28 protein-coding genes and 1 tRNA gene are annotated in these 25,067 nt (G+C 65.5%); 12 read left to right on the forward strand and 17 right to left on the reverse strand.

Annotation, left to right across the window (positions count from 1 at the left end; all coding sequences use genetic code 11):
• Nucleotides 1-36: 36 nt before the first annotated feature.
• From ACZ9AQ_RS01935 to ACZ9AQ_RS01945, 3 genes are all read right to left on the reverse strand, one after another.
• The gene (locus ACZ9AQ_RS01935; protein WP_429201159.1) at nt 37-468 is read right to left on the reverse strand and encodes an FKBP-type peptidyl-prolyl cis-trans isomerase; all 432 of its coding nucleotides are present in this window, start codon (nt 466-468) and stop codon (nt 37-39) included.
• Between the two features lie 157 nt (nt 469-625).
• Entirely contained in the window at nt 626-1,534 is a 909-nt protein-coding gene (locus tag ACZ9AQ_RS01940; protein ID WP_429201157.1) for a polysaccharide pyruvyl transferase family protein, read from the reverse strand.
• Nucleotides 1,535-1,689: 155 nt separating this feature from the next.
• Nucleotides 1,690-3,567, reverse strand: a complete 1,878-nt coding sequence (locus ACZ9AQ_RS01945; RefSeq protein WP_429201155.1) for a potassium transporter Kup — start codon at nt 3,565-3,567, stop codon at nt 1,690-1,692.
• A 168-nt stretch (nt 3,568-3,735) separates the two neighbouring features.
• On the opposite strand from ACZ9AQ_RS01945, the gene rarD reads away from it, so the two are divergent.
• The 3 genes from rarD (at nt 3,736) to ACZ9AQ_RS01960 (ending at nt 7,135) form a co-directional block, all read left to right on the forward strand.
• Complete coding sequence (gene rarD, locus ACZ9AQ_RS01950) at nt 3,736-4,617, forward strand: EamA family transporter RarD (protein ID WP_429201154.1); 882 nt, start codon at nt 3,736-3,738, stop codon at nt 4,615-4,617.
• A 107-nt stretch (nt 4,618-4,724) separates the two neighbouring features.
• On the forward strand, nt 4,725-6,392 hold the full coding sequence (ettA, locus tag ACZ9AQ_RS01955) for an energy-dependent translational throttle protein EttA (RefSeq protein WP_429201152.1): 1,668 nt from the start codon (nt 4,725-4,727) through the stop codon (nt 6,390-6,392).
• Nucleotides 6,393-6,568: 176 nt separating this feature from the next.
• Nucleotides 6,569-7,135, forward strand: a complete 567-nt coding sequence (locus ACZ9AQ_RS01960; protein WP_429201150.1) for an REP-associated tyrosine transposase — start codon at nt 6,569-6,571, stop codon at nt 7,133-7,135.
• A 273-nt stretch (nt 7,136-7,408) separates the two neighbouring features.
• Here ACZ9AQ_RS01960 and ACZ9AQ_RS01965 read toward each other — a convergent pair whose 3' ends face one another.
• Both ACZ9AQ_RS01965 and ACZ9AQ_RS01970 read right to left on the reverse strand, forming a co-directional pair.
• The gene (locus ACZ9AQ_RS01965) at nt 7,409-7,981 is read right to left on the reverse strand and encodes a porin family protein (protein WP_429201149.1); all 573 of its coding nucleotides are present in this window, start codon (nt 7,979-7,981) and stop codon (nt 7,409-7,411) included.
• Nucleotides 7,982-8,157: 176 nt separating this feature from the next.
• Nucleotides 8,158-8,754 (reverse strand): alpha-ketoglutarate-dependent dioxygenase AlkB family protein, encoded by a 597-nt coding sequence (locus ACZ9AQ_RS01970; protein WP_429201147.1) that lies wholly within the window; start codon nt 8,752-8,754, stop codon nt 8,158-8,160.
• A 65-nt stretch (nt 8,755-8,819) separates the two neighbouring features.
• Here ACZ9AQ_RS01970 and ACZ9AQ_RS01975 point away from each other — a divergent pair, with 65 nt between their 5' ends.
• Complete coding sequence (locus ACZ9AQ_RS01975; RefSeq protein WP_429201146.1) at nt 8,820-9,410, forward strand: putative pterin-binding protein; 591 nt, start codon at nt 8,820-8,822, stop codon at nt 9,408-9,410.
• Nucleotides 9,411-9,450: 40 nt separating this feature from the next.
• On the opposite strand, the gene ACZ9AQ_RS01980 is transcribed toward ACZ9AQ_RS01975, so the two are convergent.
• From ACZ9AQ_RS01980 to ACZ9AQ_RS02010, 7 genes are all read right to left on the reverse strand, one after another.
• Nucleotides 9,451-9,813, reverse strand: coding sequence for a hypothetical protein (locus tag ACZ9AQ_RS01980; RefSeq protein ID WP_429201144.1), 363 nt, complete (start codon nt 9,811-9,813; stop codon nt 9,451-9,453).
• Nucleotides 9,814-9,934: 121 nt separating this feature from the next.
• A complete protein-coding gene (locus ACZ9AQ_RS01985; protein WP_429201142.1) occupies nt 9,935-10,312 on the reverse strand; it encodes an MAPEG family protein in 378 nt (125 codons plus the stop codon).
• A 24-nt stretch (nt 10,313-10,336) separates the two neighbouring features.
• The gene (locus ACZ9AQ_RS01990) at nt 10,337-11,191 is read right to left on the reverse strand and encodes a Rossmann-like and DUF2520 domain-containing protein (protein ID WP_429201783.1); all 855 of its coding nucleotides are present in this window, start codon (nt 11,189-11,191) and stop codon (nt 10,337-10,339) included.
• Between the two features lies 1 nt (nt 11,192).
• Nucleotides 11,193-11,771 carry a DUF924 family protein gene (locus ACZ9AQ_RS01995; RefSeq protein ID WP_429201140.1) on the reverse strand — a complete coding sequence of 193 codons (579 nt, stop codon included), beginning with the start codon at nt 11,769-11,771 and terminating at the stop codon, nt 11,193-11,195.
• Nucleotides 11,772-11,850: 79 nt separating this feature from the next.
• The gene (locus ACZ9AQ_RS02000) at nt 11,851-12,594 is read right to left on the reverse strand and encodes an MgtC/SapB family protein (protein ID WP_429201138.1); all 744 of its coding nucleotides are present in this window, start codon (nt 12,592-12,594) and stop codon (nt 11,851-11,853) included.
• A gap of 43 nt (nt 12,595-12,637) precedes the next feature.
• Nucleotides 12,638-12,898, reverse strand: coding sequence for a hypothetical protein (locus ACZ9AQ_RS02005; protein ID WP_429201136.1), 261 nt, complete (start codon nt 12,896-12,898; stop codon nt 12,638-12,640).
• On the reverse strand, nt 12,898-14,715 hold the full coding sequence (locus ACZ9AQ_RS02010; RefSeq protein WP_429201134.1) for an aminopeptidase P family protein: 1,818 nt from the start codon (nt 14,713-14,715) through the stop codon (nt 12,898-12,900). The genes ACZ9AQ_RS02005 and ACZ9AQ_RS02010 overlap by 1 nt, the downstream gene beginning before the upstream one ends.
• A gap of 148 nt (nt 14,716-14,863) precedes the next feature.
• Between ACZ9AQ_RS02010 and ACZ9AQ_RS02015 the strand changes: the two genes are divergently transcribed.
• Nucleotides 14,864-15,445, forward strand: a complete 582-nt coding sequence (locus ACZ9AQ_RS02015) for a hypoxanthine-guanine phosphoribosyltransferase (RefSeq protein WP_429201781.1) — start codon at nt 14,864-14,866, stop codon at nt 15,443-15,445.
• 51 nt (nt 15,446-15,496) lie between these two features.
• On the opposite strand, the gene ACZ9AQ_RS02020 is transcribed toward ACZ9AQ_RS02015, so the two are convergent.
• From ACZ9AQ_RS02020 to ACZ9AQ_RS02030, 3 genes are all read right to left on the reverse strand, one after another.
• Complete coding sequence (locus ACZ9AQ_RS02020; RefSeq protein ID WP_429201132.1) at nt 15,497-16,450, reverse strand: NAD(P)H-dependent flavin oxidoreductase; 954 nt, start codon at nt 16,448-16,450, stop codon at nt 15,497-15,499.
• Nucleotides 16,451-16,538: 88 nt separating this feature from the next.
• Complete coding sequence (locus ACZ9AQ_RS02025) at nt 16,539-17,450, reverse strand: MBL fold metallo-hydrolase (protein ID WP_429201130.1); 912 nt, start codon at nt 17,448-17,450, stop codon at nt 16,539-16,541.
• 9 nt (nt 17,451-17,459) lie between these two features.
• On the reverse strand, nt 17,460-17,654 hold the full coding sequence (locus ACZ9AQ_RS02030) for a DUF1289 domain-containing protein (protein ID WP_429201128.1): 195 nt from the start codon (nt 17,652-17,654) through the stop codon (nt 17,460-17,462).
• Between the two features lie 314 nt (nt 17,655-17,968).
• Here ACZ9AQ_RS02030 and ACZ9AQ_RS02035 point away from each other — a divergent pair, with 314 nt between their 5' ends.
• Together ACZ9AQ_RS02035 and ACZ9AQ_RS02040 are read left to right on the forward strand one after the other, a co-directional pair.
• Nucleotides 17,969-18,448: a hypothetical protein gene (locus ACZ9AQ_RS02035; protein ID WP_429201126.1), complete on the forward strand. Its 480-nt coding sequence runs from the start codon at nt 17,969-17,971 to the stop codon at nt 18,446-18,448.
• Nucleotides 18,449-18,549: 101 nt separating this feature from the next.
• Complete coding sequence (locus ACZ9AQ_RS02040) at nt 18,550-19,629, forward strand: extracellular catalytic domain type 1 short-chain-length polyhydroxyalkanoate depolymerase (protein ID WP_429201124.1); 1,080 nt, start codon at nt 18,550-18,552, stop codon at nt 19,627-19,629.
• Between the two features lie 4 nt (nt 19,630-19,633).
• Here the strand turns inward: ACZ9AQ_RS02040 and ACZ9AQ_RS02045 are convergent, their stop codons facing one another.
• The gene (locus ACZ9AQ_RS02045; protein ID WP_476108113.1) at nt 19,634-19,846 is read right to left on the reverse strand and encodes a cysteine-rich CWC family protein; all 213 of its coding nucleotides are present in this window, start codon (nt 19,844-19,846) and stop codon (nt 19,634-19,636) included.
• A gap of 95 nt (nt 19,847-19,941) precedes the next feature.
• On the opposite strand from ACZ9AQ_RS02045, the gene argB reads away from it, so the two are divergent.
• From argB to pabB, 5 genes are all read left to right on the forward strand, one after another.
• A complete protein-coding gene (gene argB / locus ACZ9AQ_RS02050) occupies nt 19,942-20,871 on the forward strand; it encodes an acetylglutamate kinase (protein ID WP_137172632.1) in 930 nt (309 codons plus the stop codon).
• 70 nt (nt 20,872-20,941) lie between these two features.
• Nucleotides 20,942-21,016: transfer RNA gene (locus ACZ9AQ_RS02055), tRNA-Thr, on the forward strand.
• Nucleotides 21,017-21,105: 89 nt separating this feature from the next.
• On the forward strand, nt 21,106-21,864 hold the full coding sequence (locus tag ACZ9AQ_RS02060) for a pyrimidine 5'-nucleotidase (RefSeq protein WP_429201120.1): 759 nt from the start codon (nt 21,106-21,108) through the stop codon (nt 21,862-21,864).
• 7 nt (nt 21,865-21,871) lie between these two features.
• Nucleotides 21,872-22,450: a nucleoid occlusion factor SlmA gene (slmA, locus tag ACZ9AQ_RS02065; RefSeq protein WP_429201119.1), complete on the forward strand. Its 579-nt coding sequence runs from the start codon at nt 21,872-21,874 to the stop codon at nt 22,448-22,450.
• A 10-nt stretch (nt 22,451-22,460) separates the two neighbouring features.
• Nucleotides 22,461-24,290, forward strand: coding sequence for an aminodeoxychorismate synthase component I (gene pabB / locus ACZ9AQ_RS02070; protein ID WP_429201117.1), 1,830 nt, complete (start codon nt 22,461-22,463; stop codon nt 24,288-24,290).
• 58 nt (nt 24,291-24,348) lie between these two features.
• On the opposite strand, the gene ACZ9AQ_RS02075 is transcribed toward pabB, so the two are convergent.
• Nucleotides 24,349-24,933 carry a glutathione peroxidase gene (locus ACZ9AQ_RS02075; protein ID WP_429201115.1) on the reverse strand — a complete coding sequence of 195 codons (585 nt, stop codon included), beginning with the start codon at nt 24,931-24,933 and terminating at the stop codon, nt 24,349-24,351.
• Nucleotides 24,934-25,067: the final 134 nt, after the last annotated feature.

A 25,067-nucleotide genomic window follows, 5' to 3' on the forward strand; every position in this document is an offset into this window, starting at 1 on the left:
ATTAGGGGCGCCGCCCCGGTCTCGCGCCGCTGGCTCTTATTCCACCCTGGTCAGGGTGATTTCGTACACCAGGCCCGCGTTCGCTGGAATCGGACCGTGGCCGGAGGGCCCGTAGGCCTGGTTGGATGGGATCAGGACCAGGCGCTTGCCGCCGACCTTCATGCCGATCACGCCCTGGTCGTAGCCGGGAATGACGCGGCCGCTGCCGATGACGTAGGGAGTCAGTTCGCCCGCTTCCAGGCGCGCGCCCTTGAAGTCGGCCGCCTTGTCGTTGTACAGCCACAGGACGTACTGGGTGGTGACGCGCTTGCCGGTAATCGCCTCGGCGCCGGTGCCGACCGTGATGTCGGTCTTCGTCAGCGTCGCCGGACTGCTGGCGACCGGCTTGTTGTCGTCGCTGCCGCCGCCGCAGGCGGTCAGGGCGAGCATGGCGGCAAAGGCCGCGATCAGGGGAAACGTCAGTTTCATCGGGTATCCTCGACTGGAAAAGGCAAACGGGGGGTGTGTAACGAACCCCCGTACCTTATCGAATCAGTCCCATGAAACTGTCCGTCATTTGTCTGATAATTGTAGTTCAGCAATGCTGGGTAACAAGGCGGAGCGACGCGTCGACGCCGCAACCGCGTCAGGCGGCCACGACCGCGTAATCCCGTTTCAACTGGTCGATCTGCGCCAGCAGGCGCTCCAGCGCCACGCTCTGCACACGCTCGTCGGTCAGGTAGGACTCGCCGCTGGCGGCCAGCCGCGACAACGCGCCGACGACGGCATCCTCGACCTGGCGCACGTTCTTCGCCGGCGGCGGCGGGGTCCAGTCGCCTTTCCAGATGCCCACGCCGCGCAGGCCGCGCTTGACGTTCGCCGCCAGGCGGTCGCGCGGGCCGAGCGTCTTGTCGATGTCCCATACGCTCGGCAGGGTCTGGGGCCGGTAAGGCACCGACATCGACTGGCACCAGTCTTCCCACTTGAATCCCAGGATGTGTTCGTAGCATTGCACCGGAATCCAGGGAACCCGGTAGGCGTCCGCCACGATCGCCGCATGCATGGCCTCGGCGATGACCAGTTTCGCGCCGCGGATCTTCGTCAGCACTTCGTGCATGTCGGCCTCGGGGTCGAGGAAGGTGATACCCGCCTTGGCGCAGAACGGCGCCCAGTCGGCATTGAGCATGCTCGAATGGTGCGGCATGAACACGACCTCGCCGGTCGGCGCCACCGGCTGGTTGACGACCCGGGTCAGCAGCAGCGCGGGATCGGTGATCGCCACCTGCTTGTCCAGCCCCAGCGCGGCGGCGGTCAGCGGCCCGCGCACGCAGTAGAATTTCCATTTGTCGTCCACCTGCGCCGCCTTGTTGTAGCCGACGCCCGATCCGAACACGAGTTTGCGCGGTTCGGCCGGCACCCGCGAATTGATCAGGGTGCCCATTCCTACCAGGAGCGTGGAATCGTCCTCGTCCACGAGCTCGGGGATCAGCGCATCCCAGATCACGGGATTGAGTTTGTCGCCGAAATTATTGCCTCGATAGTAGTAAAGCTTCATGTCTCGCCAATGGAATGGAATGATCGGTTCGGACGTCCTGCCCGTGCGGTGGTGCTCTGAAATTGCCTATTAATCAATAGTTCCTGATTATAAGATAATTTGCTGAAATTTCCGTAATGCACTTCTACCGTGCGCGGGTCGGCGCGAACGGCGGCTCAGATCTCGATCTGCGTGCCCAGCTCGATCACCCGGTTGCTGCGGATCTGGTAATAGTCGGCCGCGCTGCGCGCATTGCGCGACATCGCCACGTACAGGTGCTCGCGCCATGGCGCCATGCCGCCGCCTGGGGCCGAGATCACGGTCTGGCGCGCGATGAAGAACGAGGTTTCCATCATCTCGAACGGCAGGCCGAGCGGACCGCAGCGGTCCAGGATGTCCGGAATGTCGGGCTCGTCCTTGAAGCCATAGTGGATGTTCAGCTGGTAGCAGTTGTGGCCCAGGCCGACGATGTCGATCTGTTCTTCGCGCGCCACCCAGGGCTCCTCGCGCATGTGCACGGTCAGGAACACCACCCGCTCGTGCAGCACCTTGTTGTGCGACAGGTTGTGCAACATCGCGTGCGGCACGCCGTCGCTTTCGCCGCGCAGGAAGATGGCGGTGCCCGGCACCCGCGTCGGCGGCGCCACGAACAGCGATTCCATGAAGGCTTCCAGCGGAATCGCATGCTTTTGCAGGTTTTCGAACACCAGCGCGCGCCCGCGCTTCCAGGTCAGCATCAGGGTCAGCAGCACACCGCCCATCAGCAGCGGGAACCAGCCGCCGTGGAAGAGCTTGGTCGTGGTGGCCGCGAACAACATGATATCGATCGTCAGGAAGAAGCCGGTCGCGCCCAGGCAGACCCATAGCGGCAGGCGCCAGCGATAGCGGGTCACGAAGAAGGTCAGCACGGTGGTCATCATCATGGTCGCCGTGACGGCGATGCCGTAGGCGCCGGCCAGCTCGTCCGACGAGCCGAAGCCGACCACGGCGATCAGCACCACCGCCAGCTGCAGCCAGTTGACGGCCGGGATATAGATCTGGCCGATCTCGCTTTCCGAGGTGTGCAGGATGCGCATGCGCGGCAGCAGGCCGAGCGCGATCGCCTGCTTGGTCATCGAATACGTGCCGCTGATCGTGGCCTGCGAGGCGATCACCGCCGCCATGGTCGACAGGATCACCAGCGGGATCACGCTCCAGGTGCCGAGCTGGTGGTAGAACGGGTTTTCCACCGCCTCGGGCTGGGCGATCAGCAGCCCGCCCTGGCCCAGGTAGTTCAGGCTCAGCGCCGGATACGCGATCAGGAACCAGGCCATGCGGATCGGCTTGGCGCCGAAGTGGCCCATGTCGGCATACAGGGCCTCGGCGCCGGTGATCGCCAGCACCACCGCCCCCAGCGCGATAAAGGCCAGCAATTTGTTGTCCAGCATGAAGTGGAGGGCGTGATACGGGTTCAGCGCGTTGAGGATGACCGGCGACGCGACGATGTTGACGATGCCCATCGCGGCCAGGGCCAGGAACCACACCAGCATCACGGGGCCGAAGAAGCGGCCGATGCCGGCCGTGCCATGGCGCTGCACGCTGTACAGGACCACCAGCACCACCACCGCCAGCGGCACCACGTAGTGCGACATGCCGGGCGCCGCCACCTCGAGACCCTCGATCGCGCCGAGCACCGAAATCGCCGGCGTGATCACGCTGTCGCCGTAGAACATGGTGGCGCCGATGACGCCCATGGCCAGCAGCGGGAAGCCCCAGCGCGAGTGGCGCGGCACCGAATTGGTGGCCAGCGCCATCAGGGCCATGATGCCGCCCTCGCCGCGGTTGTGCGCCCGCAGCACCAGGGTCACGTACTTGAGCGAGACGATGACCGTCAGCGCCCAGAAGATCAGGGAAATGACGCCGAGGATGTTGGGTGTATTCAGGGGCAGGCCGTGGGTGTCGTCGAACACCGCGCGCAGCGTGTAGAGGGGGCTGGTGCCGATGTCGCCGTAGACGATGCCGACCGCGGCCAGGGTCAGGGCGGCCAGGCTGCTCTTCTTATTATCTGCTGTCAAGATTACACCATCACGTTTGCATTGGTGCGGCGCACCATAAAATAGTGGCGGAAAAAAAGCAAGAATATTTCGTGGTGCATCATACACCCGTGCAAAAAGAGGCATGCCCCCAGCAACCGTGGACGCATTCAGGGATAATGTCGTCCCTGCAATCCAGTCCCCATTCCCATGCGTTCCGGCATTATCTACGCGGCCCTGGCCTTTCTCTGCTGGGGCCTGTTCCCCATTTATTTTCACGCGCTCGACGGCGTGCCGCCGCTGCAGATCCTGGCGCACCGCATGCTGTGGTCGCTCGGTTTCCTGCTGATCGTGCTGCTGCTGCGGCGCCAGTGGAAATGGCTGAACGTGGTGCGCCAACCGCGGGTGTTCTTCAGCTTCGTGCTGTCGGCCCTGCTGCTCAGCGCCAACTGGCTGGTGTACATCTGGTCGGTCAGCAACCACCATGTGATCGAAGCCAGCCTCGGCTATTTCATCAATCCGCTGGTCAATATCATGCTGGGCTACCTGATCCTGAAGGAGCGCCTGCGCACCGTCCAGTGGGTGGCGATCGCGATTGCCGCGCTGGGCGTGGCCTGGCTGACCTGGCAGACCGGCACCGTGCCCTGGATCGCCCTGTTCCTGGCGTTCTCCTTCGGCGGCTACGGCCTGCTGCGCAAGACGGCGGCGCTCGGCGCGCTCGAGGGACTGTCGTTCGAGACCATCGTGCTGTTCCCGCTGGCGGCGGCCTACGTCATCTGGCTGACCCTGGAAGGCCAGAACGTGTTCATCAACACCGACTCCGACACCACGCGCGTGCTGCTGGTGATGGCCGGTCCGCTCACCGCGATCCCGCTGCTGCTGTTCGCCACCGGCGCGCGCAAGATCCCGCTGTCGATCCTGGGACTGCTGCAATACCTGTCGCCGACCATGCAATTCCTGCTCGGCGTGCTGCTGTTCAAGGAAGCGTTCACCGCCGACCGCCTGGTCGGCTTCGTGCTGATCTGGAGCGCGCTGATCCTGTTCGCCGGCGAAGGCCTGCTGCGCCGGTCGCCGGCTTCCGCCAAGAACTGATTCTGCGCAGCACACACGGGATTTCACCGGCATCCGCCAAGAAATCCTGTGTCGGGCACGGGGTTCTGTCGTATCCTGTGCACCTTAAACAACACCAAAGTCAAAGCATGGCCAATTACGTCTATACGATGAACCGCGTGGGCAAGATCGTCCCGCCGAAGCGTCAAATTCTCAAGGATATCTCGCTGTCCTTCTTCCCGGGCGCCAAGATCGGCGTGCTGGGCCTGAACGGCTCGGGCAAGTCGACCCTGCTCAAGATCATGGCCGGCATCGACACCGACATCCAGGGCGAAGCGCGCCCGATGCCGGGCCTGAACATCGGCTACCTGCCGCAGGAGCCGCAGCTCGACCCGGAAAAAACCGTCCGCCAGGAAGTCGAATCCGGCCTGGGCGAAGCCTTCGAGGCGCAAGCCAAGCTGGAAGCCGTGTACGCCGCCTATGCGGACGAGAACGCCGACTTCGACGCCCTGGCCAAGGAGCAGGAACGCCTGGAAGCGATCATCTCGTCGTCCGACGGCGGCAACCTGAACCTGCAGCTGGAAATGGCCGCCGACGCGCTGCGCCTGCCGCCATGGGACGCCAGGATCGGCGTGCTGTCGGGCGGCGAGAAGCGCCGCGTGGCGCTGTGCAAGCTGTTGCTGTCGAAACCCGACATGCTGCTGCTCGACGAACCGACCAACCACCTGGACGCCGAATCGGTCGAGTGGCTGGAGCAATTCCTGCTGCGCTTCCCGGGCACCGTGGTCGGCATCACCCACGACCGCTACTTCCTCGACAATGCCGCCGAATGGATCCTGGAACTGGACCGCGGCCATGGCATCCCATGGAAGGGCAACTATTCGTCGTGGCTCGACCAGAAGCAGGCGCGCCTGAAGCAGGAAGAATCGACCGAATCGGCGCGTCAGAAAGCGCTGCAGAAAGAGCTGGAATGGTCGCGCCAGAATCCGAAGGCGCGCCAGGCCAAGTCGAAAGCCCGCCTGGCCCGCTTCAACGAGCTGTCCGAGTTCGAATACCAGAAGCGCAACGAGACGCAAGAGATCTTCATTCCCGTGGCCGAGCGCCTGGGCAATGAAGTCATCGAATTCAAGAACGTCTCGAAAGCCTTCGGCGATCGCCTCCTGATCGATAATTTGTCGTTCACCGTCCCGCCAGGCGCCATCGTCGGCATCATCGGCCCCAACGGCGCCGGCAAGTCGACCCTGTTCAAGATGATCGCCGGTAAAGAGCAGCCGGACAGCGGCGAAGTCGCGATCGGCAAGACCGCCCACGTGTCGCTGGTGGACCAGCACCGCGACGAATTGGCCAATGCCAAGACCGTGTTCGAAGACGTCTCCGGCGGCGCCGACATGCTCAGCGTCGGCCGCTTCGAAATGCCGTCGCGCGCCTACCTGGGCCGCTTCAACTTCAAGGGCTCTGACCAGCAAAAGGTCGTGGGCAACCTGTCGGGCGGTGAACGCGGCCGCCTGCACCTGGCCAAGACCCTGCTGCAAGGCGGCAACGTCCTGCTGCTGGATGAACCGTCGAACGACCTGGACGTCGAAACCCTGCGCGCACTCGAAGATGCGCTGCTCGAATTCGCCGGCAGCGTGATGGTGATCTCCCACGATCGCTGGTTCCTGGACCGCATCGCGACCCACATCCTCGCCTTCGAAGGCGACTCCCAAGTCACCTTCTTCGATGGCAACTACCAGGAATACGAAGCCGACAAGAAGAAACGCCTGGGCGAAGAAGGCGCCAAGCCGAAGCGTATCCGCTACAAGCCGCTGACCACCTGAATGCTGGACAGAATGCCAGCGTTTGTTTCGTAATAGAAAGCCCGCCATTTGGCGGGCTTTTTACTAGCGGAAATGGAACGGGGTCAGAATGCAAAATGTGTAAAACTCTTTGCGATGAGGACTACCAGAAAGCGCGTCGACCGCAGCCGCTCCATGCTCGCGGCGCCGGCCAGGCCATGCTTGATTACCCTGATCATCACCGCAATCACTGCCGCCATTACCGCGATAACCGCGTTCCCGGCGGCACCTTCTTCTTCACGGTGCGCCTGCTCGACCGCGGCAGTCACCTGTTGACCGAGCATATTTCCGCATTCGGCCAAGCCATGCGGCTGGCGCGTGCGCGCCGGCCTTTCCATGTCGACGCCTGGGCGGTCCTGCCCGATCACGCCCATGCGATCTGGACCCTGCCACCGGGCGACCACGACTGTTCCAGCCGCTGGCGGGCCGTGAAGATCGCCTTTTCGAAGGCGCTGCGCAAGACCGGCCAGCCCGGGGTCGACGACGGCGCGGTCTGGGAACGCCATTACCGCCACTACCGGGTCGGCCTGGACGACGATTACGCGGCCCTGGTCGACTATGTCCACACCGACGCTGTCCGCCATGGCCACTGCCTCGCACCGCGCGACTGGCCATGGTCGTCGCTGCACCGTTTCATCTCGGCCGGACACGCGGCGCCCGCGCCGTCGATCATCGTGCCGCCGTGGGTGACCCGGCCACAGGGCCAGGCGCTGGCGCGGCTCTGAATCGACGCTGATCCGCAGGCCTTGCGCGTTTTGCGCTGACAACAAAAAAAGCCCGCAGGGCAATGACGTTAAGTTAAGGCGAAAGTCTTCTTGAGTTAGCGTAAAAACGTCGTCCCCACGCAGGTGGGGACCCAATCTCGCAAGCGTTTCGACGACATTTGCAGAACTTGGGTCCCCGCCTGCGCGGGGACGACGTATTTGACGGCTAGCTCAGCAGCTAATTTAACGACAAAAGGCCCCGCAGGGCCTTTTGTCGTTCACTACACGCTCGGCTTAGAACGAGTATTTCGCGCCGATGGTCAGTGCGTTCGGACGCACGCCGAAGTCGCGGGTGCCGCCAAAGCGTTCGTATTCGGCGATCACTGCCACGTCCTGGTTGATGTTGTACTGCACACCCAGGGCGCCGTAGGCGTTGTTGTCGCTGTCGCGACGGTTCAGCGACGCGTTGACTGCCGCCAGTTCGTTCACGTCATGCGACATGCCCAGCTTGGCGTAGCCGACCAGCTTCTCGGTCAGCGGCGTGCTGAACTTGGCGGCGACGTAGGTCGAACGGCCATCGACGACGCCGCTGGCGTTCACAGGACCCAGGGTGTAGTAGATGTCGGCGCTGCGGTAGTCGGTGTGGCCGACTTCGACTGCCCAGTTCGGGGTGAACTCATAGCCGCCGAACAGCTTGGCCGATGCCTTGATGGTATCGATGTCGGCACTGGTGGCGCCCGGGACGCGGGATTCATAGTCAGTGGCCACCACACCGGCGCCGACGTAGGCGCGTGGGGTGAATTCTTGTGCCTGGACAGCCGAGACAGCGGCGGTGGTAGCGAGCAGTGCAACGATCAGCTTTTTCATCTCAATTCCTCTTCTTGTTCATCTGGCTCGCGATTCCCAACGAATCGCGATATGACCAAGATAACACTGACGAAACAGCAAGTCCGTGCCGATTCCGTAAGAACTGTAAGCAAGTGTAACTTAATGACCGCTCGGTTATTAATATTTCCACGTGGATCAACGCAGTTACATATGGCTTAAACGATTTTCCTGAAAGTTAAGTTGATCCGCGGTTGTAACGCGCGTGTCGTTTTATTGATGCCATGCAACCAATATTTCTGGGTTTCACCGTGCATCAGCAACAGGCTGCCGTCAGTCAATTCCAATCGGACAGTCTGTTTGTTGTATTTATGCTTCAAGATAAAGGTGCGGGCAGCGCCCAGGCTGAGCGAGGCAATGACCGGTTGCGGTCCCAGTTCCGGCTCGTCGTCGCTGTGCATGCCCATGCTGTCGCGCCCGTCACGGTAGAGATTGAGCAGGACGCTGTTGAAACGGTGTCCACTTGCCGCTTCGACGGCTTGGCGCAAGGTGTCGAGCAGCGGCGTGAACGGCGCCGGCCGCAGGCGCAGGCCGGAATAGGTGTACGCCGCGTCGCCATACCAGGCGCTCAGGCGCGGCTGCAGGTGGCGTTTGCCATACACCACGACCGATTCTTCGCGCCAGTCGGTCTCGCGCAGCAGGCGCGCCATGACCTCGGCATTGGTCCAGGGCAGCAGCAGCTGAGGCATCCAGGCAAGCGCGCCGTCGTCGAGCGGGATCGGACGCGGCGCGGAGTCGGTGGCGAATAAATCCATCGTCAATCCATACGCAAAACATTCACGGTTATGATGGTGAACTTTTCACCACACCCCATTCTCGCATGGACAAACGCCACTTCCTCGGCGCGGCGGTATTGGCTGGCGCAACGCCGGCCTTCGCCAGCCGCGGCGCGGGCATGGCCGCGGGTTCGACCGCGGGGCCCACGCTGCTGACCATCACCGGCGCGATCGCGCACAGCAACCGCGGCGCCCTCGATCCGGCGCTCGACCAGATGATGGCCAAGCAGAAGCTGGCGTTCGAGCGCGCCTATGCGCTCGATTTCGCGGCCCTGGCCGCCCTGCCGGCCCGCACCATCCGCCCGACCCTGGAGTACGACGGCAAGCCGCATACGCTGCGCGGACCGCTGCTGCGCGAGGTGCTGGCCGTGGCCGGCGCGATGCCGCGCGACGCCGCCAAGGTGCTGATGCGGGCGGTCGACGGCTATGCCGCCGTGCTGGACATGCGACAGTTGCGAGCGTGGAATGTCATTGTCGCCACCCATCTGGATGGCAAGCCGATGCCGTTGGGTGGGTTGGGGCCGCTATGGGCCGTGTATGACGCCGACCGGGTGCCGGAAATGGCGGCGCTCCCGGTGGCGCAGCGCTTCGGCGCCTGCCCTTGGGCCCTGTATCACCTGGAAGTGATGGCCTGATCAGGTCCGGGTTGCACGCCCGGGCATCAGGCCGCAGGCCTCAGGCGTAGGCTTCCGCCAGGCTCATCACGCGCGGCGCCACCTTGATGCCGACGTTGCCGAACAGGGCGTCGATGGCGGCCAGGTTGGCGCTGCATTCCTCCGCCTTCCAGCCCTTGAACATATCGGTGCCGTCCTTCTGGAAATGCAGGTCGAGCACCTTGCCTTTGTCGCGGTGAATATAGTTCTGCTGATGGACGTTCTGGAAACCCAGTTCGGCCAGGCCGGCAAGCACGGTATGCGGCGGATTTTCCGGGTCGGTCGCCAGGAAGACGCCAAACGTCTTGCCTGGCGGCTTGGCTGCGATGTCAACCTCATAGATCCCGGGCGCCTTGGTCACACTTGTGCTCTTCAGAAACAACATATAGTTCTCCTGGCGCGCCAGTGACCATCAGGACAGGACGCGCGATGCTAATTAGTTAGTCAGTACTCAAGCATATTTCCATACGGGAACTTTGTCGATCTTTGTATTCATCTTTTTCGCTTTAGCGCATTAATAAGCCAAAAACTGTGGCGCCGATTAACGCAGCGCAAGCCAGCATGCCCAAAATGAAGCCCGCTTCGCGCTTGGCCGGGTCGCGGTAATAGCCGATCGCATACATGATGCGGCCCAGGCACCACAGCAATCCGCCGGCCGCCGCCCACAGGTCGCCCACGAAGGTGGCGCACAGCCACAACGGCGCCAGCACCAGGGGCAGCATCTCGAGGGTGTTCATCTGGACACGGTGGGCGCGCTGGAATGGCTCGGGACCGTCCATCGATGGCGCCGGCACCTTGTAGCGCACGCGGGCGTAGCCGGCGACGCCCCAGGTCCAGAAATACACCCCGAGGACGGCCAGGGTAGTCCAGGCGGTATAGAACATCGCGTTTTCCTTGTTGTCTTGAAGTCAGGAAGAAGTGGCGGCTGGCGCCGCCGCCTGCTTGCGCCGCGCCAGGTCCGCCGTCAGCGGCAGCAGCGCCTCGTACAGCCTGCCGGTCGCCTCGTCCCAGTCGAGCAGGGCCTGCTGCTGGCGCGCCACGGTCGCATGGTCGCCGCGCGCCACCGGCCCGCTCAGGGCCGCCGCCGGGCCGAGGCGGAACACGTTGGCCATGGTCTCGCTGGCCAGCGGGCGCGCCAGTTCACGCGCTATCGGCTCCGGCACGCCGGCCGCCTGCCAGGCGCGCAGGGCGGCGTCGAGCACCGTGGTCAGGTAATTCGACGCGAACACCGCCGCCGCATGGTAGACCGTCTTGGCCGCGGCATCGATGCTCACCAGACGCGCGCCGATCGCCTCGAACGCCGGCGCCAGCCGCGCCAGCGCCGGCGCCTCGCCCTCGATGCCGCAGAAGGTGCCGGCGAAGTCGCGCGCCACGGCGTCGGGATCGGCGAAGCTGCGGATCGGATGCACGCTGGCCGCCAGCGCCCCCTTGTCAGCGAGCGCCTGCAATTCGCCCGAGGCCTTGGCGCCGCTGCAGTGGAACACGACCGCGCCGCGGACCTCATGCGCCTGCGCCAGCGCCGCGGCCATCGGCGCGATCTGGTCGTCGTTCACGGCCAGCAGCCAGATGTCGGCCGGACGCAGCGCAGCAAGGTCGGGGCCGGCGCAGGCGCGGCCGGCGCCGATGAAGTCGCACGCCGCCCGGGCGCTGGCCGGCGACCGGGTCAGCACGTCCTGCACCACGCAGGCGCCGCTGGCCGACAGCAGGCGCCCCAGCACCTTGCCGACATGGCCGGCGCCGACCAGGTTCAGGGTCGGCGCCACGTCAGAAACCCGCACCCGGCTTAGCCAGGTAGTCGAGTTCCTCGGGCGCCGAGGCGCGGCCCAGGATCGGGTTGCGGTGCGGGAAGCGGCCGAAGCGGGCGATCACGCCGCGGTGCCGGTGCGCATAGTCGAGCGACTCACCGAAGCCTTCATGGCTGGCGGCCAGCTCGGTGAACAGCTCGACCGACTGCTCCTGGGTGCACGCGTCTTCCGCGTGCTCGAACGGCATGTAGGCGAAGGAACGCTCCCAAGGGCTCAAGGCCAGGTGGTCGCTTGAGTCCACCAGCTGGCGCGCGGCGCTCAGCGCCAGGGTGTCGCCGGCGAAGGATTCCGGCGTGCCGCGGTAGGCGTTGCGGGTGAACTGGTCCAGCACCAGGATGCGCGCAAGCACGCCGCGCGGACCCTGTTCGTCCCATTCGCGCAGGCCGCCGGCGACCGCGTGGCTGATCGCCGCGCCGAAGCGCTCGCGGATCGCGGCGTCGAAGGCGTCATCCTTCTGGAACCATGCGGCGCGCTGCTTGCCGTGGCCTGGATCGGAAGGCGGCAGGAACCAGAAATCGAGAACTTCTTGTGCGTCCATTGGAAAACCCCGTTTGGAATTTGTTATTGGTGTGGCCCTGAAGATGCGCGCTGCGTCACGCGCTGCCTCACGCAGCGCATCAATTGCGCGCGTGCGACAGCTGGAACGAATCGACGCCGTCGAAGGCCGCCAGTTCGCGCGCCAGTTCGGACAGCGGCGCGCCGGTCTTGCTCGACAGCGCCAGCGCCACGAAGCGCCATTCCTGGCGGCCTTCGTCGCTGCTGATGGTCAGCGAGCTGCCGGCGATCTCGTAGCCGCGCTCGAGCGCCACCTTGCGGATCGCGTCTTCGCGCGGCATGAATGCGGGCCGGAAGCGCATCCGCACCGCCACCGCATGGCGCGAAGGAAGGAAAGTCTCCAGGCGGTTCAGGTAGATCATGATCATCGCCGACAGGAAGGCCAGGCCCATCGCGGCCAGGTAGAAGCCGACGCCGACCAGGATGCCGATCGCGGACGAGGCCCAGATCGAGGCCGCCGTGGTCAGGCCACTGATATTGAAGCCGTCGCGCATGATGACGCCGGCGCCGAGAAAGCCGATGCCGGTGACCACGCCCTGGATGATGCGGGTCGGATCGATCGGCGCCAGGATGCCCGCGTGGCCGCCGTACCACAGGTCCGGATAGCCGGCCAGGATCGTCAGCCCGGCCGAGGCCATGCACACCAGGCCATAGGTGCGCATGCCGGCGGCGCGCCCGTGGTAGGCGCGCTCGTAGCCGACCAGCAGGCCGAGCAGCAGGGCCCCGGCCAGGTGCAACAGGATCAGGCCATTGGTGAACAGCTCGTTCTTGGACCAGTAGGCCGCGAACAGGTTGGCTTCGGTCATGCGCGTCTTAGGTTGACACTGCGGTTGACACCGGGGCGGCGATTCAAGGCTTCTTCTTGACCAGCTGCTTCTCGAACGCCAGGTCGTTCTTGCTGATGCGCGGCTGCTCCTGCGGGCCCAGGCCCTTGACGAAGAGGACGAAGTCGTCGAGCTCCATCGGCGGGCACAGCGGCGGGCTGCCGGGCGCCTCGGACAGGTAGAAATGGCCGTCGCCGGTGCGCGCCATCGAATACAGGTCGTTCCCGGTGCGCTGCTTCAGGCGCTCGACGGCGGTGCTGGCGCGGGTGGAGCGTGAGCTGGCCATCAGATCGCCTCCGTGCGCAGCATCAGCCACTCGAATGCCGGGCCTTCGACGTACGGCGTCAGGCGCGCGCGCACGGTCGCGTGGTAGTCGTTCAGCCACGCGACTTCGTCCGGCCGCAGCAGGCTGCGGTCGATGGGGCGCGTATCGATCGGGCACAGGGTCAGGGTCTCGAAGCCGAGATACTCGCCGAACTCGGACGTCTCGACGTGCTCGTTGAGCACCAGGTTCTCGATGCGGATGCCCCACCGACCCGGGCGATAGATGCCCGGCTCGATCGAGGTGATCATGCCCGGCTCCATCGCGGTATGCGGCTCCGGCGGCACCGCCGGCGAAATCGTCTGCGGGCCTTCGTGCACGTTGAGGAAGTAGCCGACGCCGTGGCCGGTGCCGTGGCCGTAGTCGATGCCGGCGGCCCAGAGCGGGGCGCGCGCGATCGCGTCCAGCAGCGGCGCGCGGGTGCCGCGCGGGAAGCGCGCGGCCGACAGGTTGATCAGGCCTTTCAGCACCAGCGTGTAGTCGCGCTTCTGCGCGCTGCCTGGCGTGCCGACCGGGATCACGCGCGTGATGTCGGTGGTGCCGCCCAGGTACTGGCCGCCCGAATCGATCAGCAGCAGGCCGTCGCCTTCGATGACGGCGCAGGTGGCGCGCTCGGCGCGGTAGTGCATGATCGCGCCGTTGCTGTTGAAGCCGGCGATGGTCGAGAAGCTGGCGCTCACAAAATGAGGACGGCGTGCGCGGGCGGCGGTGATGCGGGTGTCGATGTCGACTTCGTTGATGGGGGAGCGGCGCGGGTCCGCCAGCAGCGGCTCGAGCGCGGCGAAGAATTCGCACAGCGCCGCGCCATCCTGTTCCATCGTGGCGCGCACGTTCACCGCCTCGCTTTCGAGCTTGCGCGACTTGGCGAAGGTGGTCGGGTTGATCGCCTCGACCACGTTCACGCCCGGCGCCACGGCGGCGCGCATGCCGGCGGTGACGCGGCGCGGGTCGAGCAGCAGGGTCGCGCCTTCCGGCAGCGCTTCGAGCGCGTGCGCGGCGTTGGCGTACGGCGCCAGGTGCACGTCGTCGGCTTCCAGGCGCGCGCGCACGTCGTCCGGCACCTTGCCCTCGAGGATGAACAGGGTCGCGTCGCCGCGGCCGATCAGCGCATGGGCCAGGAACACCGGGTTGAAGCTGACGTCGGCGCCGCGCAGGTTGAACAGGTAGGCGATGTCGTCCAGCGTCGAGATGAAATGAAAGCCCGCGCCGTGCGCCTCCATCGCGGCGCGCGTGGCGTGCAGCTTGTCGGCGCGGCTGACGGTCGCAAAGGGCGCGACGTGCTCGAACACGGGTTCGAGCGGCAGCGACGGACGCTCGCCCCACACCTCGTCGAGCAGGTCGGCGTCGAGACGCAGGTTCACGCCTTTCGCGGCCAGGGCGTCTTTCAACAGGCGCGCGCCGGCCAGGCCCAGCACGCGCGCATCGACGGCGACGGTCTGGCCCGCGGTCAGGTTGGCGGCCAGCCAGTCGACGTGCAGCTGGCTCGCGGCGCCCGGGATCTTCATCAGCGCAATGCTTGATCCCGCCAACTCGGTTTCGGCCTGCGTGAAGTAGCGGCCATCGGTCCAGACGCCGGCGAAATCGGCGGTGGCGATGAAGGTGCCGACCGAGCCGGTGAAGCCGGACAGCCATTCGCGGCCCTTCCAGTGGCCGGGCAGGTATTCCGACAGATGCGGATCGCTCGACGGGACGATGCAGGCGTCGATGCCGTGGCGCGCCATGACGGCGCGCAGTTGCGCGAGGCGGCCTGCACGTGCGGCCTGGATTTCGTGATGGGACATGGATAGTGCGTCGGTCTGGTTTTCCAAGCCATATATCATACGCCGCAATGCCCCCGAATGGCATTCCCAAGCCATGCATGCCAACAGGAACCACCCTCTGCGCCGGGATGACGCATAATGGCCCGGCGTTTAATTGACCATGATGACCATGCACGATTTCCACCACGAGCGCGCCCGCACGCTACTGGCGAATGCCACCCAGATCGTCGAACCCGCCGAAGTGAATGCCGCCGTGCGGCGTGTCGCCGATGCGCTCAATGCCCGTTTCAACGCCGAGGGCGCCGCCGAATTCCCGCTGGTGCTGGGCGTGATGGGCGGCGCGGTGGTATTTACCGGCCACCTGTTGCCGCAGCTGACTTTCCCGCTCGACTTTGACTACATCCACGTCAGCCGCTATGGCGACGAAGACCGCGGCGGCGAGATCGTGTGGAAGGTCATCCCGCGCCAGAACGTCGTCGGCCGCAAGATCGTGGTGGTGGACGATATCCTGGACGAGGGCGAGACCCTGGCCCACGTCAAGCAGCGCCTGCTCGACATGGGCGCCGCCGAAGTGATCGTGGTGGTATTCGCCGACAAGGACCTGGGCCGCGCCAAGCCGATCCAGGCCGACCTGGTGGGCTTGAGCCTGCCCAACAAGTTCGTGGTCGGCTTCGGCATGGACGTGTACGGCTACTGGCGCAACCTGCCGGGCCTGTGGACCATTCGGCCCGAGGATTTGAAGCAGGCGTAGGGTCGGCGGCTTTGCCGCCGACGCGTTCAAACCAGGCTCGCAGCCACGCTCCTACAGCGCAAGCCGCGCCCGCGCGGCGGCGTACTCGCGCTTGAGCCGCTCGACCATCTCGGCCACCGTCGGCACGTCGTCCATCAGGCCCACGCCCTGCCCCGCGCCCCAGATGTCGCGCCAGGCCTTGGCCGCGCCCGCGCCGAAGCTCATCTTGCTCTTGTCCGATTGCGGCAGGTTGTCCGGATCCAGCCCGGCCGCCACGATCGATTTTTTCAGGTAGTTGCCGTGCACGCCGGTGAACAGGTTCGTGTACACCACGTCCGCCGCGCGCGCTTCGACGATCGCGTCGCGGTAGCCGTCGCTGACGTTCGATTCCTTCGTGGCCAGCCAGCGCGAGCCGATGTAGGCGAAATCGGCGCCCATCGCCTGCGCCGCCAGGATCGCGTCGCCGGTCGCGATCGATCCGGACAGGGCGATCGGCCCCTTGAAGAACCTGCGCACCTCGCCCACCAGCGCGAACGGCGACAGCGCGCCGGCATGGCCGCCGGCGCCGGCCGCCACCAGGATCAGGCCATCCACGCCCGCCTCCAGCGCCTTCTCGGCGTGCCGGATCGAGACCACGTCGTGCAGCACGATGCCGCCATACGCATGCACGGCATCCATCATCTCGCGCGGCGGCGCGCGCAGCGACGAGATGATGATCGGCACCTGGTGCTTCACGCACACCTCGACGTCGTGCGCCAGGCGGTCGTTCGATTGATGGACGATCTGGTTGACCGCGATCGGACCGACCCTGACGCCCGGATTGGCGGCCGCGTACCCGGCCAGCTCGTGCTGCAGGTCGGTCAGCCAGGTGTCGAGCAGCTCGGCCGGACGGGCGTTCAGGGCCGGGAAGGAGCCGACGATGCCGGCCTTGCACTGGGCCGCCACCAGGGCGGGACCGCTGGCGATGAACATCGGCGAAGCGATGACGGGAAGGGACAGGTCTTGCAACGCGGCGGGCATCGTCATGGGCGGACTCTCGGTGGTTGGTTGGTGGATCATTATAGCCCCGAAAAAAGAACGATCGTGCTAGATCGTTGGTGGTAGACGCCTTCCTCTAAAGATCGAGCAACATCTGTCCTTCGATGCGGGCCGCGCCGGCGCGCACCAGCGCAGCGGCGGCCCATTGCGCCAATTCGTCGGCATCCAGATCCAGCATGGCCGGCCGCACCCGCTCGACCAGCGGGATCGAGGCAAGCAGGCCCGGCAGCCCCGCCAGGGCAATCCGCCCACGCTCGAGCAACAGGAATTTGAGCAGCACCTTGACCGCGTTGCGCGCATTGCGCGCGGGATCGGCGGCCAGGTAGTCGAGGCGCGCCCTGGCCCGCGCCAGGGCGGCGTCGGCGTCGCCGAACACCGGCCCATGCCCGGGGATGACCACGCGCGGCGCCAGGCTGCCGATCAGGTCGAGCGTGGCGCCGACCTCGTCGAAGCCGGGTTCACCGGCCAGTTCGGGAAAGATCACGCCGAAGCCGTCCTGCCACAGCGCGTCGCCCGACACCAGCACGCCTTCGTCTGCACAAAAGATGAGCAGCGCATGCGGGTCATGGCCGGGCGCGGCCAATACCTGCCAGCGCAGGCCGCCCAGCAGCAGGACGTCGCCCGGCGCCAGCACGCCGTCGAAGCCGAAGCGCGGACATTGCTGGCCGGTGGCGCGAAAGCTCAGCGCCGCTTCGTCCCAGCGCGCCACCTTGTCGGCTTCCAGCGCGGGAATCGCGGTGTGGCAGCCGTAGGCCGCCTGCAGGGCCGCATTGCCCCCGCAATGGTCGGAATGCAAATGGGTGTTGAGCAGGCGGTCGAGCGGACGATCGCGCAGCAGGTGGCGCACCAGCGCCAGCGTCTGCGGCGCGTGGCTGACGTAGCCGCTGTCGATCAGGGCCGTGTCGTCAGGCCCGATCAAGAGGACATTATTCGACGACAGCCAGTTGCGCTCGAGCACATGAACCGACGATGGCAAACGCAGGTCCACGGCGCGGCCTCATTCTCCGGACAGCGCGGCTTGGCGGCGCCGGATGTCGGCCCAGATCGCGCGCTTCTCGTCCTCGCTGGCATTGCGCCAGGCGCGGATCTCGTCGATCGTGCGCATGCAGCCCTCGCACAAGCCGGTTGCGGGCACCATCTTGCAGACGTTGATGCAGGGCGAAGGGACGGGGGTTTGCAGTTCTGGAGCCATTGCCGGAAAGCCTGAGCGGAGAGGGGTCGAAGGCGGCATTATCGCGCGTCCGGCATGCTAGGGAAGCGCTGATTTATTCATGGCGGCGGTCTTGGCGCGGAAAAAGACGCCCTGCTGCGTTGTAAATCCTCGCCATACCACGCGGTATGGCTGTGGTTTACGCCTTGCCGGGCGCCTTTTTCCGTCGCCAATCCCATCCGCCAGAATAAATCAGCGCTTCCCTAGCGCCGTTTTTGCCTGTGAGTCAGTATACTCGTCAATACGCACTGTCGTCGGAACAGTGTCATTGATTCATTGGCTGCACGAGGTGACCCATGAACCTGCGTTTCATCGTCGTAACCGCCCTGCTGGGCGTGTCCGCCACGGCGTCAAGCCAGGTGCTGTCGCCCGACGGCTACGGCAAGATCCGGTTCGGCCAGCGGCTCGACCAGGTGGAGCGCACGCTCGGCCAGCGCGCGACGCCGCGGCCGCTCGATCCGTCCTGCTCCATCGTCCGCTTCCAACGTTATCCACAGGTCAGCTTCATGGTCGAGCACGGCATGATCGTGCGCGCCGACGCCAGGACCGTGGTGCGCAACAGCGCCGGCATCACGGAGCGCATGTCGGCCAGCGACGCCCTGCGCCAGGCGCCGGGGATGCGCAGCGAACGCCATAAATACGACGAGCAGGGCCAGTACCTGATCCTGGCGCAAGGGGAGGACAAGGCGCTGATCTTTGAATCCAGCAAGGGAAAACTGACGACCATGCGGGCGGGCCTGAAGCCGGCGGTCGATTACGTGGAGATGTGCGGGTAAAACAGTCGGAGAAATACGGCAGCGGAGGCGAATCAGCAACGCTCGACAGGTTGGTGTAAGCTCGGGGGCATGAAATTGGTGCAGTGCACAAAAGGAATGCCATGAAACTCAACCGACTACTGATGAGGCAAGTCAACGGCGCCGTCCGATCGCTGTTGCGATCGGGACCGGCAACGCCCGGCGCCGCCGTGCAGCAGGCCATCAAGAACGCGGCGGTCATGCAGCGCGCGGCAGAGCGCCAGATGCGCGACTTCGTCGCACCCGCCCCCGCTCCCGCTCCTGCTCCTGCTCCTGCTCCTGCTCCAGCTCCAGCTGGCGCACCTGCGCCGTCGGCGCGCGCGCCATTGTCCGGCAGGTTCGAGGACGGCCATCACATGAACGCCGCCGGCCGCCGCGAGTACAAACTGTATGTGCCTGGCAGCTATACCGGCACGCCGGCGCCGCTGGTGGTCATGCTGCACGGGTGCACCCAGGACCCGGAAGATTTCGCCACCGGCACCCAGATGAACGTGCTGGCCGAGGAGATCGGCTGCCTGGTGCTGTATCCGGCCCAGAGCAAGGGCGCGAACATGTCGCGCTGCTGGAACTGGTTCAATGCGGTCGACCAGCGCCGCGACGAGGGCGAGCCGTCGATCATCGCCGGCATGACGCAGGCAATCATGGCCAGCCATGCGGTGGACCCGAACCAGGTGTATGTGGCCGGCCTGTCCGCCGGCGGCGCGATGGCGATCATCATGGGCACGCTCTATCCCGACCTGTACGCGGCGGTGGGCGTGCATTCCGGCCTGCCCTTTGCCTCGGCCAACAGCCTGTCGTCGGCGCTGGCGGCGATGAAGGGCGATTTCCGGCGCAGCACGACGAGCGGACAGCCCTTGCCGATCATCGTTTTCCATGGCGACCGCGACACCACCGTGCATCCGGCCAACGGCGAGGAAGTGGTCGCGCAAGGCGCGCGCCACTTGGTGCAGCCGGGCACCGCCGAGCCGGGCCGGGTGCCGGACGGCCATGCCTACACGCGCACCCTGTATCCGGACGAGGACGGCATGGTGCAGGCCGAACACTGGCTGGTGCATGGCGCCGGCCACGCCTGGTTCGGCGGCAATGCGCGCGGCAGCTATACGGACGGCAAGGGACCGGATGCGAGCCGCGAGATGATGCGCTTCTTCCGCACGCGGCGCTGAGCCGTCAGTCGGGCGCCGGCGGCATGGGATGCGCGGCAATATGCGCATGCAGGCAGGCTGGACACCAGCAGCCGGCCGCCTCCTGGGGCACGGCCACCGCCGGCGGCAAGGCCATGCACCAGCAAGATTCGGTGGCGCCGTCGGCCATTGCGCACCTGAATTCGTTGCCGCAGCGTGTGCAAATACTCATAACTGATAAAGTACCGATAGCTGCCATAAAATACAACAGGACACCACCCTTCCCCCACAAGGTTTACGCTGTTTTGAAGGCGTTTGCCTGTAAAATCTCGCGACATTTATTTCGGACCCTCCATGAACGCTCAAGTGACCAGCCTGAAGACCGACGACCAACCTGACGACTTGACTGCCGTGTCGACGGCGCTGAAGGCGCAGATCCTGGCCGAAGCGCTTCCCTACATCCGCAACTTCCACGGCAAGACCATCGTCATCAAATACGGCGGCAACGCCATGACCGAGGAACGCCTGAAACACGGCTTCGCGCGCGACGTCATCCTGCTCAAGCTGGTGGGCATGAACCCGGTCGTGGTCCACGGCGGCGGCCCGCAGATCGACAATGCGCTGAAAAAGATCGGCAAGCAGGGAACCTTCGTGCAGGGCATGCGCATTACCGACGAAGAGACCATGGAAGTGGTGGAGTGGGTGCTGGGCGGCGAAGTTCAGCAAGACATCGTGATGCTGATTAACCACTACGGTGGCCAGGCAGTCGGCCTGACCGGCAAGGACGGCGGCTTGATCCGCGCCCGCCGCATGGCGATGCCCGACAAGGAAAAACCGGGCGAGTTCCTCGACATCGGCTTCGTCGGCGAGATCGAGGCGATCAACCCGGCCGTCGTGAAAGCGCTGCAGGACGACGCCTTCATCCCGATCATCTCGCCGATCGGTTTCGGCCAGGACGGCCAGGCCTACAACATCAATGCCGACGTGGTCGCCGGCAAGATCGCGGAAATCCTGAAAGCCGAAAAGCTGATCATGATGACCAATATCGCCGGCGTGCAGGATAAGGCGGGCAATCTGGTGACCGATCTGTCGGCGCGCGAGATCGACGAGATGTTCGCGGACGGCACGATTTCGGGCGGCATGCTGCCGAAGATCTCGTCGGCGCTGGACGCCGCGAAGTCGGGCGTGAACACCGTGCACATCATCGATGGCCGCATCGAGCACTCCTTGTTGCTGGAGGTCTTGACCGAACAGGCTTTTGGCACTATGATCCGGTCTCACTAATTTTTTTGTGACGGGGAAACCCCCCACAAGAAAATGTCGTTACGGTGGGCATTGCCCACCGCATCTACCCGCCCTTGTAGCTCAGTGGTAGAGCACTCCCTTGGTAAGGGAGAGGCCACGTGTTCAATCCACGTCAAGGGCACCACTTCCCTCCCCCTGTTTTACCCCGCTCCATGACGTCGTCATGCGCCGCTGGCATAATCGCGTGTTGCAACCCTTGCGATCCGATTACCCGTGTCCACCTCATCCATCCAAGCCCCGGTCTGGCTGTTCGACCTCGATAACACCCTGCACGACGCCTCGCACGCGATCTTCCCGGCGATCAGCGCCAATATGAACACGTATATCGCGCGCGTGCTGAGCATCGATGGCGTGCCGGCCACGCAAGAGATGGTCGATGCCGCGCGCCTGGGCTACTGGAAGCGCTACGGCGCTACCCTGCTCGGCATGATGCGCCACCACCAGGTGTGCGCAAAAGATTTCCTGCACCAGACCCACGACATCGGCCCGCTCGACGCCTTGCTGCGCGCCGAGCGCGGCCTGGCGCGCCTGTTGCGTCGCCTGCCTGGCCGCAAGATCTTGCTGACCAATGCGCCGAACAGTTATTCGACCGAGATCGTGCGCCGCCTGAAGCTGCACAACCATTTTTCGCACCACGTGGCGATCGAGCACATGCACGTGCACGGGCAGTTGCGGCCGAAACCGTCGAAGCTGATGCTGCGCCGCCTGCTGCGCAAGCACGGCGTCGCGGCCCAGCGCTGCATCCTGGTCGAAGACACGCTGGCCAACCTGCGCAGCGCGCGCCAGCTGGGCCTGCGCACCGTCTGGGTCACCCAGTATCTGCGTCACACGGCGCGAATGAACGATCCGATCGGCAAGGCGCCCCTGCCGCGGACCCTGAAATGCCCCGGTTACGTCAATGTCAAAGTAAAATCCGTGCGGCAACTTCCGACGCGGCTCTCCGGGCTGCGCCGCTCCAATAACAACTCCTAGGGATCCCATGGCAAGCACGAAGCCAGGCCAGCGCAAGCTGCAAATCCTCCAGGCCCTGGCCTCGATGCTCGAGCAGCCCAAGGGCGAGAAAATCACCACCGCCGCGCTCGCGGCGCGCCTGTCGGTGTCCGAGGCGGCGCTGTACCGCCACTTCGCCAGCAAGGCGCAGATGTACGAGGGACTGATCGAGTTCATCGAATCGTCGGTGTTCGGCGTGATCAACCAGATCACCGAGAAAGAAGAGCGCGGCCTGGCGCAGGCGCACGCGATGCTGCAGATGCTGCTCGGCTTCGCGGCCAACAACCCGGGCATGACGCGCGTGCTGATCGGCGATGCGCTGGTGGGTGAAGACGAGCGCCTGCAACTGCGCATGAACGGGTTCTACGACAAGGTCGAACTGGCCTTCAAGGGAGCGCTGCGCCTGGCCGTCACGCAGGGACACGGCCAGGAAGCCGACGTCGCCGCGCGCGCCAGCCTGCTGGTGAACTACGTCACCGGCCGCTGGCACCGCTTCGCAAAGACGGGCTTCAAGCTCAATCCGACCGAAGGCACGGCGCTCCAGCTGTCCCTGCTGCTGGCAGCGTAGAATCGAGGACATGGATACCGGCGAAGTCTTCGCGCTGCTGGACGATGCCCGCGCCGCCCGGGAAGCACGCTCGCGCCTGTACAGCGGGCATGCGGGCACGCTGACGTGCGAGGACGCGGCCGGCTGGCCGCCACTGCTGGCGGCGCTGTCGCAGGCATTGCAGGACGGCCGGCACGCCGTGCCGCTGCTGAGCTATGAACTGGGGGCGCACCTTGCGGGCCTGCCGGCCCGGCCACTGGCCGGCCCGCTGGCGCAGGTGCTGCTGTTCACCCACTGCGAGACCATGACCGGCGAGCAGGTGGCGTCGTGGCTGGCGACGCGCAGCATGGACCCCGGCCTGGCCGGCGTCGCCGGCATCAGCGCCAATGTCGACGAAGCGCAGTTCACCGCGGCGATCGACCGCATCCATGACTACATCGCGGCCGGCGACACCTACCAGGTCAACTACACCTGGCGGCTGCGCTTCGACGCCTTCGGTTCGCTGCTCGCCTTGTACACGCGCCTGCGCGCGCGCCAGCCGGTGCCGTACGGCGCGCTGGTGACGCTACCTGGCGGCGGCGCCGTGCTGTCGTTCTCGCCCGAGTTGTTCGTGCGCCACGACGCGGGCATGCTGGTGGCGCGGCCCATGAAGGGCACGGCGCCGGCCAGCGGCGACCCCGAGACCGACGCCGCGCGCGCCCTGGCGCTGGCGCAGGACACCAAGAACCGCGCCGAAAACCTGATGATCGTCGACCTGCTGCGCAACGACCTGGGCCGCGTGGCGCAGACCGGCAGCGTCGAGGCGCCGGCCCTGTTCGAGGTGCAGCGCTACGGCGCCGTGCTGCAGATGACGTCGACCGTACAGGCGCGCCTGCGCCCGGATGCGGATCTGGAAGATATCTTCAAGGCCTTGTACCCGTGCGGCTCGATTACCGGCGCGCCGAAGCGGCGCACGATGGAAATCATCCACGAACTCGAACCCGATGCGCGCGGCATCTATACCGGCGCGATCGGCTGGTTCGATCCGGCGCCCGCGGGCCGCGCCTTCGGCGACTTCTGCCTGTCGGTGCCGATCCGGACACTGGCGCTGGGCGCGCCCAGGGACGGCGTGCCGGGAGGTCTGCGCTCTGGCGAACTGGGCGTCGGCGCCGGCATCGTCTACGACAGCGATGCGCCCTCCGAATACGCCGAGTGCCGGCTGAAGGCGGGTTTTCTCACGGGCTTGGCCAACGAGTTCGAACTCTTCGAGACCATCCGCGCTTCGCGCGAGCATGGCTGCCGCCACCTGGAACAGCATCTGGACCGCGTGCAAGCATCGTGCGCCTATTTCGGCTTTGCGTTCGACCGCGGCGCGGCGCACGCCGCGCTGGTGGAGGCCAGCCAGGCCCTGCCCTCCGACGCGCTGCACCGCCTGCGCCTGGCGGTCTCCCACACCGGCGCGCTGACGCTGAACTCCGGCGAGTTGGCGCCGGTGCACGAGCCGGTGACCGTGCTCCTGGCCCAGGAGCCGACGCACAGCGGCGACGTCTTCCTGCGCCACAAGACCAGCATCCGCGGCCGCTACGACGCGGCGTGGAAGGCGGCCGAAGCGCAAGGCGCCTTCGACATGCTGTTCTTCAACGAACGCGGAGAATTGACCGAAGGGGGACGCAGCAGCGTGTTCCTGCGCTTCGGCGAAGAATGGCTCACGCCGCCGCTATCGTCCGGCGTGCTGCCGGGCGTGATGCGCGGCGTGATGCTGGCCGCGCCCGCATGGCATGCGCGCGAAGCCGTGATCACCCGCGCGATGCTGGCGCAGGCCGACGACATCGTCGTCTGCAACGCCCTGCGCGGGCCGCTGCGCGCCGTGCTGGCAGCGTAAGCCCTTGATTTAAAACGCCTGTTTCGCGCTTGATATCCTTGATCGCCCGAGCATGCCCTTACAGGGCCGCTTCGATCTTGCCGGTCAGCTTGGGATCTTCCGGCGTGACCTTGCTCGGGAAATAATCGAGCACCTTGCCGTCACGGCCGATCAGGTATTTGGTGAAGTTCCACTTCGGTTCCTGGCCGGTGGTCTTGATCAGCTGCGCATGCAGCGGATTGGCTTGCGGACCTTTCACCGAGCTCTTGGCGAACATCGGGAACTTGACGCCATAGGTGTTGAAGCACAGGTCGGCGATTTCCTTGGCGCTGCCCGGTTCCTGCTGGCCGAAATCGTTCGACGGGAAACCCAGGATCACGAAGCCGCGGCCGCCATACTTGGCATAGATCTTTTCCAGCCCTTCGTACTGCTTGGTGAAGCCGCAGTAGCTGGCCGTGTTCACCACCAGCACCACCTTGCCGGCGTACTGGCAGAGGTCTTGCGGCGCCTCGTCCTGCAGGCGCTTGAAGCTGTGCTTGAGTACGGCCGGGCAGGCGGCCGGGCTCTTGGTCAGAGTGGCGACCGGCGCGGCCTGCGCCCGTGCCGGCTGGGTGACGCTGGCGGCGGCCGTGGCGGCGAGCAGCAGGGCGATGGTCTTGATCATGGCGTGGTATTGAGGGCACCTCGAAAAACCGTCGCGAGCGGCAGCAGTTTCGGTCGAGAAGCGCAGCTGTACTAGAGTACAGCGAGCATCGCAGACCGAAAATGCAACGCGCAGCAGGTTTTTCGAGGTGCCCT

It is taken from the genome of Massilia sp. UYP34, from assembly GCF_056279385.1.

Excerpts from the sequence above, each read along its gene's own strand:
- ACZ9AQ_RS01935 (WP_429201159.1), bottom strand. The coding sequence starts at position 468 with ATGAAACTGACGTTTCCCCTGATCGCGGCCTTTGCCGCCATGCTCGCC.
- ACZ9AQ_RS01940 (WP_429201157.1), bottom strand. The coding sequence starts at position 1,534 with ATGAAGCTTTACTACTATCGAGGCAATAATTTCGGCGACAAACTCAAT.
- rarD (WP_429201154.1), top strand. The coding sequence starts at position 3,736 with ATGCGTTCCGGCATTATCTACGCGGCCCTGGCCTTTCTCTGCTGGGGC.
- ettA (WP_429201152.1), top strand. The coding sequence starts at position 4,725 with ATGGCCAATTACGTCTATACGATGAACCGCGTGGGCAAGATCGTCCCG.
- ACZ9AQ_RS01960 (WP_429201150.1), top strand. The coding sequence starts at position 6,569 with ATGCTTGATTACCCTGATCATCACCGCAATCACTGCCGCCATTACCGC.
- ACZ9AQ_RS01965 (WP_429201149.1), bottom strand. The coding sequence starts at position 7,981 with ATGAAAAAGCTGATCGTTGCACTGCTCGCTACCACCGCCGCTGTCTCG.
- ACZ9AQ_RS01970 (WP_429201147.1), bottom strand. The coding sequence starts at position 8,754 with ATGGATTTATTCGCCACCGACTCCGCGCCGCGTCCGATCCCGCTCGAC.
- ACZ9AQ_RS01975 (WP_429201146.1), top strand. The coding sequence starts at position 8,820 with ATGGACAAACGCCACTTCCTCGGCGCGGCGGTATTGGCTGGCGCAACG.
- ACZ9AQ_RS01980 (WP_429201144.1), bottom strand. The coding sequence starts at position 9,813 with ATGTTGTTTCTGAAGAGCACAAGTGTGACCAAGGCGCCCGGGATCTAT.
- ACZ9AQ_RS01985 (WP_429201142.1), bottom strand. The coding sequence starts at position 10,312 with ATGTTCTATACCGCCTGGACTACCCTGGCCGTCCTCGGGGTGTATTTC.
- ACZ9AQ_RS01995 (WP_429201140.1), bottom strand. The coding sequence starts at position 11,771 with ATGGACGCACAAGAAGTTCTCGATTTCTGGTTCCTGCCGCCTTCCGAT.
- ACZ9AQ_RS02000 (WP_429201138.1), bottom strand. The coding sequence starts at position 12,594 with ATGACCGAAGCCAACCTGTTCGCGGCCTACTGGTCCAAGAACGAGCTG.
- ACZ9AQ_RS02005 (WP_429201136.1), bottom strand. The coding sequence starts at position 12,898 with ATGGCCAGCTCACGCTCCACCCGCGCCAGCACCGCCGTCGAGCGCCTG.
- ACZ9AQ_RS02010 (WP_429201134.1), bottom strand. The coding sequence starts at position 14,715 with ATGTCCCATCACGAAATCCAGGCCGCACGTGCAGGCCGCCTCGCGCAA.
- ACZ9AQ_RS02015 (WP_429201781.1), top strand. The coding sequence starts at position 14,864 with ATGCACGATTTCCACCACGAGCGCGCCCGCACGCTACTGGCGAATGCC.
- ACZ9AQ_RS02020 (WP_429201132.1), bottom strand. The coding sequence starts at position 16,450 with ATGACGATGCCCGCCGCGTTGCAAGACCTGTCCCTTCCCGTCATCGCT.
- ACZ9AQ_RS02030 (WP_429201128.1), bottom strand. The coding sequence starts at position 17,654 with ATGGCTCCAGAACTGCAAACCCCCGTCCCTTCGCCCTGCATCAACGTC.
- ACZ9AQ_RS02035 (WP_429201126.1), top strand. The coding sequence starts at position 17,969 with ATGAACCTGCGTTTCATCGTCGTAACCGCCCTGCTGGGCGTGTCCGCC.
- ACZ9AQ_RS02040 (WP_429201124.1), top strand. The coding sequence starts at position 18,550 with ATGAAACTCAACCGACTACTGATGAGGCAAGTCAACGGCGCCGTCCGA.
- ACZ9AQ_RS02045 (WP_476108113.1), bottom strand. The coding sequence starts at position 19,846 with ATGGCAGCTATCGGTACTTTATCAGTTATGAGTATTTGCACACGCTGC.
- argB (WP_137172632.1), top strand. The coding sequence starts at position 19,942 with ATGAACGCTCAAGTGACCAGCCTGAAGACCGACGACCAACCTGACGAC.
- slmA (WP_429201119.1), top strand. The coding sequence starts at position 21,872 with ATGGCAAGCACGAAGCCAGGCCAGCGCAAGCTGCAAATCCTCCAGGCC.
- pabB (WP_429201117.1), top strand. The coding sequence starts at position 22,461 with ATGGATACCGGCGAAGTCTTCGCGCTGCTGGACGATGCCCGCGCCGCC.
- ACZ9AQ_RS02075 (WP_429201115.1), bottom strand. The coding sequence starts at position 24,933 with ATGATCAAGACCATCGCCCTGCTGCTCGCCGCCACGGCCGCCGCCAGC.